Here is a 12,022-nt window from a genome sequence, read left to right on the forward strand (position 1 = left end):
ATCGCGTCCTGGAACCCGAGCCAACGAAGGACGCGCCATGCCGTCATTCGGCGCCATGTCAGCGATAACGGCGGCTGTGGTCGGCGTCGTTCTCAATCTCGCGATTTGGTTTGGGCTCCGTGGACGGTTGATGTGCCCGCTGCCCTCGCTTTCATTGCCCTCACTGGTGCTGACCTTGCTTGCCGCCATCGCCATCTTTCGCCTGAAGATGTCGGTGATATCGACCTTATTGGCATCTGCCGCTTTGGGCGTTGGCTGGACCGTCTTCGTTTCCTAACGGTAGAGGCATTCGCGGCGTCAGCCACGCGACGTTAGCAACACGCCCACCAGCGTCACCGCCAGTCCCACGAACATCGCCGTCGTCAAGGGTTCCGAAAACAAGGCCCAGGCCCAAAGCATGGTCACCGGCGGGCTGAGATAGATGGCCGCGCTGACCTGCGCCACCGGAAAGAGACGCAGACTGGTGTAATAGACCGAATAGGCGGTGAAGGTTGCAATCAGCACCAGCCATACCATGCCGATCGCGAAGCCGCGCGTCATCGGCGGTGCCATATCGCCCTGCATCATCGCGCAGATGCCGAACAGCACCGAGGCCGTCAGCGTATGGATGCAGAGGCTTTGGTGAACGGGCATATGCCCCATGCGCCGCCGCTTGTGCAGGACCGATGCGAAGGCGAAGACCAGCATCGACCCCACAGTCAACCCATAGGCCCAAATGGGAGCCGCGCCGAAGTTGAGGCTGTCCAGCGATACGATCAACACGCCCGCCACCGCGATCGCCGTCCCGAGCCATTGGCGTCCGCTCAGCCGCTCCCCGAGGACCGGTTGGGAGAGAGCCGCAATCGCCAGCGGCAGGAGGTCGGAGATCAGCGCCACCAGCCCCGTCGGCACCCGCTGTTCGATCGCGAGCGCAAAGCCGCCGAGATAGAGGAAGACCGACATCACGCCGAACAGCATCTGTTCCGCTATCCCACGCAGCCGCAGCCGCGGACCGATCGCCAGGGCAAAAGGCAGCAGGATCAAACCGGATAGAAGCGTGCGCCAGAACAGGACCAGCATGACGCTGGCCTCCTGACTGGCATAGCGAATGCCGACGAAGCCGGAACTCCAGCTGACGATCAGGAGTGCCGCCATTAACGGCCAAAGGAAACGGCGTTCGTTTGGCGCGGGGCGGGATAGGCTTTGGTCCGTCATGAAGATCTCGATCGAATGTCTTTCGCGGCCCCAGCCATAGGTGAGTGCTGGCTCAATGGCACATGACAAATATCGATCATGACATGACTTTTCAGTCTTAGAGATCATGGATATTTGCCAGATGTCGCCGAAGCATGCATTCTCTCCGCAAGATTATCTCCGGGCCACGTTCGCCATGACCGAATTAACCAGCCGACGTTTGGAAATCGATGCTCTGCGCGCGCTATGGGCGATCCGCCATCACGGCGGCATCACCCGCGCGGCAGAAGCTTTGGGCCTGTCGCAATCCGCCGTCAGCCACAAGATCAAGCGGCTTGAGACGAGCCTCGATTGCGATCTCTTGAGCCGTAAGCCCGGGGCGGCGATGTTCACCGCAGCCGGGGAGGACCTGCTCGATTATGCCGGGCGTATCCTCGGTCTGCATGACGAGGCGCTCTTGAGCCTGTCGAAGACATCGCTTGCCGGCCGCGTCGCTCTCGGCCTCACCGAGGATACGACCTGCACCGACCTTGCCCGCATCTTGGGTCGTTTCCGCCGCCTGCATCCGAATGTCTCCGTGCGCACCAAGGTTCGCATGAGCTTGGTTCTTCGGGGGATGCTGGAGCGGGGGGAGCTCGACGCCGCCATCATACAGGTTTTCGCCCATGAGGTCCGCCCGACCGACGTTGTTCTCTTTCGCGAGCAGCTGCATTGGGTCAAGCATCCGGACCTGTCCCTGCCGCCGGACGGCCCAATCCCCTTCCTCTCTTTCGATGATGAATGCTTCTATCGCCGATGGGCGCTCGATATCGGGCAGGATGGCGGTGTGGTCCTGGAAACCGCCTTCGAATGTGCGAGTGCTGTGGGGATCATCGCGGCCGTGAACTCGGGCTTGGGCGTGGCGCTTCTGAACGGCCGTCACCTGCAGCCCGATATGGAGATCCTCACCAAAGGCCTGCCGACGCCACCTGCCTTGGCCTATGTGGTGCGCCGTGGCCGCAAGGTGCGAAATCCCGCTCTCGATAGCCTCGTGGCGGAGATCGAGAGCGAGATCAGCCGTTACGGGGGGCTGGCTCTGGCGAGTTGATCGGTCGTTAACGCTCGACAGGCGCAAGTTCTCCAGATCGTGCTTGGAGTGAGGACCAGCGGCAGTTGCAATAGTGCCTGTTCCGCCGCAGACTGTTGATGCCGTGATCGTCCCTTCTGTCGGAACCTAGCATGGTCAATCTTGTCTTTTATAGTGACCAGATAATCCCTGAGAACAGAAGAGTAGACCTCAAGCTTCTGTCAATGATGGCAACTCTCAAATTGGGGAAACGGATCGGATACATTCCATCTGGCCTTGAACCTGACCGACGCTTTTTTAACGAGCGCAGGCAATATTATGATGCCCACGGTTTGGAGATGTCGCTGTTTTATGATCCTGAGGGAGCGAGCGCTGTTGAAGAGAGAGAAGCGCTTTTCGCGTGCGATGGCATTCATCTGACGGGCGGTCGTACTGCTGGATATCTGCAGCGACTGCGGCGAAGCGAGATGCTTCCGCTTCTAAGGGATTGGGCGCTCGGCGGCGGCGTTTTGATCGGCACCAGCGCCGGCGCCATTCTCATGACGCCGACGATTGCTACCGACGCTTTGTTCACAGGCGAAATGCCGGAAGCTCTGAGCAAGGAAACTGCACTCGACCTCGTGCCATTCGAATTCTTTCCCCACCTGAACGAAAAGCCAAGCTATCTCAACGAGCTCATCCGCTACAGCAAGTTCACGAGCCGACCAATTTTAGCGTGCAACGATGGGGATGGTATTGTCGTTTCGAACGGACGGGCGGATAGTATTGGGAAACCTGTTTGGATTGCAGACGGCGAAGTTAGGCACGCAAACGACATCACTCTCGAGGGGCTGGTTCTTTCGCACAACTCCTGACGCACTTTAGGTAAAGTAAGCCATGCTGACCGGCTCATGTCATTGCGGCAAGACGGGCTGGACGCTCGAGGGAGATCCAGGTTCGATCACCGCCTGCAACTGCACTCTCTGCCGGCGTTACGGCACGCTGTGGGCCTATGACTACGAAGGAGAGCGGGTCTCCGTCACTGGCCACACGGCCTCCTATACCCGCGCCGGCAAGGACAAACCTTCCCTTGAAATACTGTTCTGTCCATCCTGCGCCTGCGTCGTGAGCTGGCGCGGCCTACGGCTGCAAAAGGATGGCCGCCGGCGCATGGCCGTCAACGTTCGGCTGGCGCCGCCGGATCTTGTCGCTGACCTGCCTATCGATCATTTCGACGGCCTGGACACATTCGAAGACCTTCCTTCCGACGGCCGATGTGTGCGCGATCTCTGGTTTTGACGGCGAGCCGAAGTTTTTTCAGTTCGCCAGTACCCTCGGCGAGGGGAAGGTGATCTCGACCAGCGTGCCCTCGTTCGGGGCCGAGTTGATTGAGAAGGTTGCCCGGTTGGCGTCGACCATGGCCTTGGTCAGCGGCAGGCCGAGGCCGGTGCCGTCGCCGCGTTTGCGGGCATTGGTGGAGACCTGCCGGAACGGTTTCATCGCCTGCTCCAGCTCCGAACGCGTCATGCCGACACCGGTATCCCTGATCCGCATCACGACGCTGCCATTGCCCTCATAGGCGGTCGATACGACAATCTGGCCGCCCGACGGCGTGAAGCGGATGGCGTTGGAGAGGATATTGAGCGCGATCTGCTTGATCGAGCGCAGGTCGGCAACGACATTCGGCACGGCTTGCGACAGCGCCGTGCGGATGATGACGCGCTGGCTGTTGGCTTGCGGCTGCACCAGCGACACCGCTTCGGTGATCGCCTCGTTGAGACCGACGGAGGCGAAATCCAGGTCCATCTCGCCGGCCTCGATCTTGGAGATATCGAGGAGATCGTTGACGATGTCGAGCACATGGCGCCCGGAGCGGCCGATATCGGTCGCATATTCGACATAGCGCGAATGGCCGATCGGCCCGAAGCGCTCGCCGGCCATCATGTCGGAAAAGCCGATGATGGCATTGAGCGGCGTGCGGATTTCGTGGCTGACGCGAGCAAGGAAATCCGTCTTGTGGGCATTGGCGGTTTCGGCGGCACGTTTGGCGTTGCGCAGCTCCTCTTCGGTGCGCTTCCATTGCGTGATGTCTCGGATGACGGCGCAGTAGCCGTTCGAGGAGTTGAGGCGCCCCATGGTCATGAAGAGCGGCACGAAGCCGCCCGATGCCTCGCGGCCGATCACTTCGCGCCCATCATTGAGCACGCTGGCGACGCCATGGCCCGAAAGGCCGCTGAGATAATCGAGCACCGCCTTCTGGCTCTCATGGGCAAACAGCATGACGAAGGGTTTGCCGCGTGTTTCCTGGTCGTCGTAATTGAAGAGGGCGCTTGCCGAGCGGTTCATCGAGCGGATCTCACCCTCCTGGCCGATGATGATCACGCCATCCGTTGCCGTCTCCAGCGTCGAGCGCAGCTCCTCGATCTCCACCTGCAGCTTCGCAACCTTCTCGATGATGCGTTCCTGGCGTGCCTCTTCGGGAACAAGCTGCGGCGGCGGTGCCGACGGCTCGCTTCTTTCCACCGGCATCAACGCCAGCATCAATGCCGTGCCGTCCTCCCAGCGGATCGATTGCAGCCGCGCCGTGACCGGCACCAGCGCATCGTCGGCGCGCACGACCATCATCGTGCCGGGCTGTTCGGTCTTGCTTTCCAGATCGTTGCGCTGCAACAGCGCGTCCAGCCCGCCGATCTGCTCGAGATCCTCGAGGTTCTCATAGCCGGTCAGCCGCAGGAATTCCGGATTGCCGTGGATCAGGCGATCGCCGGCATGGATAAGGATGGCGAGCGGCAGCTGATCGACGATCTCGGAAGACAGGCCGGTGCGCATCTTCACGCGCGGCGGAATGGCGGTGTTCAGGACGTCAAGCGGATCGAAATCCTCCTCCGGCTCGGCGGAGGCGGCCGGATTTTCGGCATGAGCACCATCGTCCGTTCCAAGGCCGTCGCCATCCGTGGTCTCGACCAGCTTCACGACCGGTTTGGATGCATCCTCTGCAGCGCCTGGAACCGTTGTCTCTTCGTCCTGGGCATGGTCGTTTCCAACAGTCGGCTCCGCCATATCGGACAGGATCTCGTCGGCCGCATTCGGCTGCGGGGCGATATCGGCGTCATCTTCGTGCCGTTCGTCGTGCGGTTGCTCCGTGGGCGGTTCCGCGCGCTTGCCAAAGGGATCGAGCTGTCGCGCGATCTCCCGGAAGGCAGCCTGCTCGCTGAGCGAAAGACCGGCTTGCGTTAAGCTCCGGCGTTCGTGCAGGCGAACCACCTTGTCCGATTCACGCCGGTTCGGCGTTTCGGAGATCCGCAGGGCAGGCGGTTCATGGTGCTCGGCGGCAATATCTTCCGCCGCGTCTGGCGCCAAGCTCTCCACCTCTTCCATCGCCGCCTGAGCCTCGGGCTCGGAAGCCGGTGGTTCCTGCGAAACCGCCTCCGTTTCCGCTGACGGATCCGTCGCGGATGCCACGTCCTGGCCGTCCCGTTCGCCGAGATCCATACCGCGTTTCATCGGGTCGTCGATCGTGTCTGCCAGGCGCACGACGCCAAAGCCTCTGAAACCGTCGAATTCGCGGCTGCGGGTATAGGTCGGCAGAGCGGCGAGATCGACTGGCACCATCAGGCTTGTGCCTTCCACTGGCCAATAGATCGTCCGGCCCGACCATGTGTCGCGCCGCGCGAGCAATTCCGCGATCTTGCGGTCCGGATCGAGATTGAAGCGCTGGGCGACATCGGCGAAGGCCTCGCCCGCAATATGGGCCGCGTGGGGACCGACCGCATCGGCGAATTCGCGGGAAACCTCGCTGAAACGGCCGGCCGCATCGATCTTCCACACGAAGCGTGTGGCGCGTCCGTTGCGCTGGAAGGCGAAACCCTTCGCGGAATGATCTTCGGCAGCCGAACTTTCCGATGAAGCCTCCTCAACACGCGCTTCTACTGTGGCATCACCGGCAGCAGGCTCTTCGTCGTTGGTTGCGGCTTGTTCCTGCGGCTTCCCGTCATGAAGGGTGGTCTCGTCCGCCTCGCTTGCGCTATTCGTCAGCACCGGCGCGTGCGTATCCTCGCCCATGCTTTCTGCATGCGCCGCCGCTTCCTCCTGCTCGTCCGAGCGATATTCCGGCGGCTCGTCCAGTTCCTCGATATCCGCCACGGCCTCGATGACATCGCCGAAGGGCGCGTCCTCGGCGGGCTTTACGGTCTCATCCGCTGCCGCCTCGAGCTCCTCGCGCACCTCTTCTGTCTGCGGTTCAACCGTGGCAGATGCCGTCGAGCCTGTTTTTCCGGTGCGGTCCTCCGCCGGATCGAGGCGGCCCATTGCGGCCTCGACGACAAATAGCAGATGTAAGGCGGGAATTTCCGACAGTTTGCCGATGGCGGCAGGCAAATAGCCATGACCGGTCGAAATCGGCCGCTTGATCAGCCGGTCCGGCTGGGCGCCGGCCATGGTCGTCAGCATTCGCGCCGTCGGCGGCGTCACGCCGAGTGCGCTGAAACCGGCGGATGCGGCAATGATGTCACCGTCGCGGCCGATGACGGCCATGTGGGTATCGGGATCGTCGAAGCCGTCGATCATGCGCTTGGCGCATTCGGCCGGTGCGAGCGGCTTCGATGAGACCGGAGAAGAAAACAGGACCGCCTCTTCGCCGGCCTGGATACGGATGAGTTCGACGGCGGCATTGACGACCGCCCGCTGGAAGCCCGAGGCCATGCGGATCAGGAATGTCCGTTGATCGCCGACCGCGCCGAGGCCGCGCGCCGTTGCCTCGATCTGGCGAAACGAGACGTCGCCGGGCTTCGGACCCTGCTCGACGAAATCGTAAATGACCTCATAGCCGAAGAGGTTAGCACCGGCGCCATTGGCCCAGAGCACGCGACCCATGCCGGTCGAGAACATGACCATGGCTTCACCGCGCGCGAAACGCTCCCGAACGCGGGGATGCACGGCAATGTCAATGAACGGATATTGAATTGCGGGCATTTTCCAACCTGTTTTGCGGGCGTAACCGCCTCTCGTGATTTAACGGTTTATTAATAACGGCGCCCCGCTTTTCGGTCCAGCGAACGGCCCATTTTTCGGCCGGAAAGGTTAACGCCTTGTGCGGCGCACAAATATGTTGCACTGCACAATAATTTATATTATATAGTCCTCACACAGGTTCACGACGGGCGCCTCAGGGAGGGCCCTTTTAGGAGCGTAATCATGGCTACTGTAAAGAAAGACGACGTTTTTTCAACGGCTGCATTCGATCCGTCCAAGCTCTCCGAATCTTTCCGCGACTTCGCGGAAAAGGGCGCTGCCCAGTCCAAGGACGCCTTCGCAAAGCTGAAGGCTGCGACTGAGGAAGCCGGCAAGACGGTTGAAGCAACCGTGCAGACCGCCCAGGCTGGTTCGGTAGAAATCGGCCTTAAGGCAATCGACGTTCTGCGCACCAATGCCGAAAGCTCGCTTGCCCACATGGAAGCCCTGCTTCGCGTCAAGTCCGTCGCAGAACTCTTCGAACTTCAGACTGCTTTCATCCGCAAGCAGGCCGAAGTCACCGTCGAGCAGGCCAAGTCCATTCAGGACACCACCAAGAAGGTTGCCGAAAAGCTGGCAAAGCCCGCCAAGGACGCCGCCGAAAAAGCAATGGCTTCCTTCAAGGCCTAATCACTTCCGATAAGCCTCCCAAGGCACGAACGTCCCGTTCCCAGGTGAAAGCCTGGGGCGGGACTTTTCATTTCCGGCACGAACCGGTCTGGCCGGTATCCTGCCGCGCATCATCGTTTGGATATCTGCAAAGCTTTTTTATATTGCGGGGAGATAGGACTTGAAATAATTTCAAAGTCCTCGTATGTCACCCCCGTTCGCGGCGACGCGAGCATGTGCGGTTGTAGCTCAGTTGGTTAGAGCGCAGGTTTGTGGCACCTGAGGTCGGAGGTTCGAGACCCCCCAACCGTACCATTCTTCCCACGAGTCCATCTTATGTATGGCTGACCCGTCGGCCTTAGATGCCTATTTCTTGTCTTCAGGCTTCTTCGACACGTGGCCGGGCGATATCGGATCGCTGGCAGGAAAGGTCTCCTCCAGCGCTTCTTCCAGGTAATCGTCCTGTTCCTTGCGCTCTTTCTCGCTCAGTTTCCGCTGCTTTTTGTCGCTCATCGTCCTGGCTCCTCGACCTCTCCCCGAAATACTAGGCTTTGCGCCGTCTTTGTCCAGCATCAAGGGGGCGAGCAGCCGGGAGCCCAGGCGGCGAACGCTACAGTGTTTCGGCCGCATGCCGAAATTTATCTTGGAACCGTCCGTATCGCTCGTCGTTGTCTCCATATCGGCAACGAGACGAAAGGAGCGGGCATGTCTGTACCGAACGAGCCGATCCCCGAGTCGCCTCCGATACCGGAGCCTGGCTGGACGCCGAGACCACCGGTCGAGGAGCCGGAGCCGGACAGGCTGCCGGATGAGATTCCCGTTCCCAATCCCGACGAGAATGAGGAGCCGCCCAAGCATGCCCTGACACCCGCGTTGCCGCATGCGCCGTCATGGTGGAGTACCTTGATGCCGTGACCACAGCAGGGCACTGTGAGCCATGGGCGTGATCCCGGCCGCTGACGTTATAGGAACATCCGCCGCTCCTCGTTCACCAGCTCCTGCAGAAAATCCGCGACGGTGCGCACGCGCACGAGGTCGCGGGCACTTTCATGATAGGTCGTCCAGTAGGCCCGCTTGATGGAGACATCGGGCAGGATGCGGTGGAGTTCCGGAAATTGCCTGGCGATATAATCATGCAGGATGCCGATGCCGGCGCCGGAACGAACCGCTTCCGTCTGGCCGATGGAGGTGGAGATCTCGAACGACGCGTCCCAGCTGCGCATGATCTCGCCGGAAAAATTCAGCGACGCCGTGAAGATCAGGTCTTCGACATAGCCGATGCGCGGATGCAGCTTCAGCGCCTCGACGCTGTCGGGCAATCCGGCCTGCGTCAGATAGGCTTTCGAGGCGTATAGACCGAGCGTGTAGTCCGTCAGCTTGGATGAGACCAGCCGACCCTGCTCGGGGCGCTCCAGCGTGATCGCGATATCAGCCTCGCGCTGCGACAGCGAAAAGGAGCGGGGAACGGGCACGAGCTGGATGCGCAGCTCCGGATAGCGCGCGATCAGCCGCCCGAGTCGGGGCGCGAGGAAGGAAACCCCGAAGCCGTCGGGCGCACCGATCCGCACCGTGCCTGTTATGGCGCTGTCGAGATGGCCGACGCTCGCCTGCGCGCGCAGCATCTCGGTTTCCATGCGTTCCGCCGCATGAAGGAAAATCTCGCCCTCCGCCGTTAGGTCACAGCCATTGGTGCGACGCACCAGCAACCGCGTCTTCAGCCGCTCCTCCAGCGTCGTCACCCGCCGGGAGAGGGTGGCATGGTTGACACCCAGCCGCTTCGAGGCGGCCAGGATCTGCCCGGTTCGGGCGACGGCGAGAAACATTCGGACGTCATCCCAATCCATTCGCACATCCAATTGCACATCTAGGGCTTTAATTTTTGCACAACGGTTGCTTATAACAGCTCATTGATTTGTGCAAATTGAAGTGCGATCCTGTCACCATCGAAGAAAACGAGGAGGCACATCCATGCGTGAGATTGGTCATTTCATCGGCGGCAAGCACGTCGCCGGCACGAGCGGGCGCATCAGCAAGGTCTACAACCCGGCAACCGGCGAAATGCAGGCGACTGTCGCGCTCGCCAGCGTCGAGGAAATCCGCGCCGCGGTTGAAAATGCCAAGGCCGCGCAGCCGAAATGGGCGGCCACCAATCCGCAGCGCCGCGCACGCGTCTTCTTCAAGTTCGTTGAACTTCTGAACAAGAACATGGATGAGCTTGCCACTTTGCTCTCCAAGGAGCACGGCAAGACAGTCGAAGATTCCAAGGGCGACGTCATCCGCGGCCTGGAAGTCTGCGAATTCGTCTGCGGTATCCCGCACCTCCAGAAGGGTGAGTTCACCGAAGGCGCCGGCCCGGCGATCGACATGTACTCCATTCGCCAGCCGGTTGGCGTCGGCGCCGGCATCACGCCGTTCAACTTCCCGGCCATGATCCCGATGTGGATGTTCGCCCCTGCGATCGCTTGCGGTAACGCCTTCATCCTGAAGCCGTCCGAGCGCGATCCGTCCGTGCCGCTCCGTCTCGCCGAACTGATGATCGAAGCCGGCCTGCCCGCAGGCATCCTCAACGTCGTCAACGGCGACAAGGCCGCCGTCGACGCCATCCTGGCAGATCCGGACATCGCTGCCGTTTCCTTCGTCGGCTCCACGCCGATCGCCCGCTATGTCTATGGCACCGCTGCCATGAACGGCAAACGCGCCCAGTGCTTCGGTGGCGCCAAGAACCATATGATCATCATGCCCGATGCCGACATGGACCAGGCCGTCAACGCGCTGATGGGCGCCGGCTACGGTTCGGCCGGCGAACGCTGCATGGCGGTATCGGTCGCGGTCCCGGTCGGCGAAGAGACGGCCAACCGGCTTGTCGAGAAGCTGGTGCCGAAGATCGAGTCCCTGCGCATTGGCCCCTACACCGACGACAAGGCCGATCTCGGCCCGCTCGTGACGAAGGATGCCTATAACCGCGTTACCGGCCTGATCGATCGTGGCGTAGAAGAAGGCGCAAAGCTGGTCGTCGATGGCCGCGGCTTCAAGCTGCAGGGCTATGAAGACGGCTATTTCGTCGGCGGCACGCTGTTTGACCATGTCAAGCCGGACATGGACATCTACAAGACCGAGATCTTCGGGCCGGTTCTTTCGGTTGTCCGCGCCAAGAACTACGAGGAAGCGCTCGAGCTGCCGATGAAGCACGAATACGGCAACGGCGTCGCCATCTATACCCGTGATGGCGATGCGGCCCGCGATTTCGCCTCGCGCATCAATATCGGCATGATCGGCGTCAATGTTCCGATCCCGGTCCCGCTCGCCTATCACTCCTTCGGCGGCTGGAAGGCCTCCAGCTTCGGCGATCTCAACCAGCACGGCACGGATTCCATCAAGTTCTGGACGCGCACCAAGACGATCACCGCCCGCTGGCCGTCCGGCATCAAGGATGGTGCCGAATTCGTCATGCCGACGATGAAGTAAGCATCGCCACCATCGGTATTATCGACCGCCGCCCGGCACGTTTCGGGCGGCGGTTTTTTGTTGCGCCGATTTTCGATAGAGTGATCTTGTCTGCGTCATCGTTTTGGCTTAGAACAAAACGAGAACAATGGGAGGGCCGCAGCGTGCCTATGACCTATCAGATCGACTATCTCGAATTTCCGTCGAAAGACGGCCTGAAAACCCGGCGCTTTTTCGAGGAAGCCTTCGACTGGAGCTTTGTCAGCTATGGGCCGACATATCATGTCATCGAGGCGGCCGGGATAGATGCCGGCATAGACGGGGATGCGGGGGAGGCCGCCGGTACGCCCTTGCCCGTCGTGCGCACCACCGATCTGGAGGCAGCCCAGCGCGCCGTGGAGTTCGCCGGCGGCGTCATCACCCGGCCCGCCTTCGATTTTCCCGGCGGCCGCCGGTTCCATTTTCGCGAGCCGGGTGGCTGTGAAATGGCGGTATGGGTGTCTTCCTCCTAGACATGCCGCTATGGATCGCAGACTTCTCAGTCAAGCTATCCACCTCGAAGCACCGATCCGCCGTAACGGTCTGAAGCCGGTCGATACCTGATTGCGGCGGGACGGCGAGACAGAAGCGGACGAGACCGAAAGGCTGAGACTTTCGAAATAACGTGAATATGAATTTCATATTTTGGAATTGTTCAAAACTGAGAAAGCCACTATATACGGGTCCAGCCCCCAGGCAGCC

The 12,022-nt window shown here is 61.0% G+C and carries 11 protein-coding genes, 1 tRNA gene and 1 pseudogene; 9 read left to right on the plus strand and 4 right to left on the minus strand.

Translation table 11 applies throughout. The features are described 5' to 3' along the window. Positions 1-49: 49 nt before the first annotated feature. Positions 50-277 (plus strand): annotated as a pseudogene (locus HGP12_RS20040) (chromate transporter); the annotation flags it as partial. A 20-nt stretch (positions 278-297) separates the two neighbouring features. Here the strand turns inward: HGP12_RS20040 and HGP12_RS20045 are convergent. After that, the gene (locus HGP12_RS20045; protein ID WP_168840968.1) at positions 298-1,194 is read right to left on the minus strand and encodes a DMT family transporter; all 897 of its coding nucleotides are present in this window, start codon (positions 1,192-1,194) and stop codon (positions 298-300) included. A gap of 175 nt (positions 1,195-1,369) precedes the next feature. On the opposite strand from HGP12_RS20045, the gene HGP12_RS20050 reads away from it, so the two are divergent. From HGP12_RS20050 to HGP12_RS20060, 3 genes are all read left to right on the plus strand, one after another. Continuing rightward, a complete protein-coding gene (locus tag HGP12_RS20050; RefSeq protein ID WP_168840967.1) occupies positions 1,370-2,260 on the plus strand; it encodes a LysR family transcriptional regulator in 891 nt (296 codons plus the stop codon). A gap of 131 nt (positions 2,261-2,391) precedes the next feature. After that, positions 2,392-3,093, plus strand: a complete 702-nt coding sequence (locus HGP12_RS20055) for a Type 1 glutamine amidotransferase-like domain-containing protein (protein ID WP_168840966.1) — start codon at positions 2,392-2,394, stop codon at positions 3,091-3,093. A gap of 22 nt (positions 3,094-3,115) precedes the next feature. Beyond that, positions 3,116-3,517, plus strand: a complete 402-nt coding sequence (locus HGP12_RS20060) for a GFA family protein (protein ID WP_168840965.1) — start codon at positions 3,116-3,118, stop codon at positions 3,515-3,517. 18 nt (positions 3,518-3,535) lie between these two features. On the opposite strand, the gene HGP12_RS20065 is transcribed toward HGP12_RS20060, so the two are convergent. Further along, a complete protein-coding gene (locus HGP12_RS20065) occupies positions 3,536-7,189 on the minus strand; it encodes an ATP-binding protein (RefSeq protein ID WP_168840964.1) in 3,654 nt (1,217 codons plus the stop codon). Positions 7,190-7,411: 222 nt separating this feature from the next. Here HGP12_RS20065 and HGP12_RS20070 point away from each other — a divergent pair, with 222 nt between their 5' ends. Further along, positions 7,412-7,858 carry a phasin gene (locus HGP12_RS20070; protein ID WP_168840963.1) on the plus strand — a complete coding sequence of 149 codons (447 nt, stop codon included), beginning with the start codon at positions 7,412-7,414 and terminating at the stop codon, positions 7,856-7,858. A 217-nt stretch (positions 7,859-8,075) separates the two neighbouring features. Continuing rightward, positions 8,076-8,152: transfer RNA gene (locus tag HGP12_RS20075), tRNA-His, on the plus strand. 51 nt (positions 8,153-8,203) lie between these two features. Here the strand turns inward: HGP12_RS20075 and HGP12_RS20080 are convergent. Continuing rightward, the gene (locus tag HGP12_RS20080; protein WP_168840962.1) at positions 8,204-8,350 is read right to left on the minus strand and encodes a hypothetical protein; all 147 of its coding nucleotides are present in this window, start codon (positions 8,348-8,350) and stop codon (positions 8,204-8,206) included. A gap of 192 nt (positions 8,351-8,542) precedes the next feature. Between HGP12_RS20080 and HGP12_RS20085 the strand changes: the two genes are divergently transcribed. Beyond that, positions 8,543-8,752, plus strand: coding sequence for a hypothetical protein (locus HGP12_RS20085; RefSeq protein WP_168840961.1), 210 nt, complete (start codon positions 8,543-8,545; stop codon positions 8,750-8,752). Between the two features lie 47 nt (positions 8,753-8,799). Here the strand turns inward: HGP12_RS20085 and HGP12_RS20090 are convergent, their stop codons facing one another. Then, positions 8,800-9,681, minus strand: a complete 882-nt coding sequence (locus HGP12_RS20090; RefSeq protein ID WP_168840960.1) for a LysR family transcriptional regulator — start codon at positions 9,679-9,681, stop codon at positions 8,800-8,802. 124 nt (positions 9,682-9,805) lie between these two features. Between HGP12_RS20090 and HGP12_RS20095 the strand changes: the two genes are divergently transcribed. Together HGP12_RS20095 and HGP12_RS20100 are read left to right on the plus strand one after the other, a co-directional pair. Beyond that, entirely contained in the window at positions 9,806-11,302 is a 1,497-nt protein-coding gene (locus tag HGP12_RS20095; RefSeq protein WP_168840959.1) for a CoA-acylating methylmalonate-semialdehyde dehydrogenase, read from the plus strand. A gap of 143 nt (positions 11,303-11,445) precedes the next feature. Then, positions 11,446-11,793 carry a VOC family protein gene (locus tag HGP12_RS20100; protein WP_168840958.1) on the plus strand — a complete coding sequence of 116 codons (348 nt, stop codon included), beginning with the start codon at positions 11,446-11,448 and terminating at the stop codon, positions 11,791-11,793. Positions 11,794-12,022 lie beyond the last annotated feature (229 nt).

This window comes from Rhizobium sp. P28RR-XV, assembly GCF_012641385.1.
Lineage (GTDB): Bacteria > Pseudomonadota > Alphaproteobacteria > Rhizobiales > Rhizobiaceae > Rhizobium.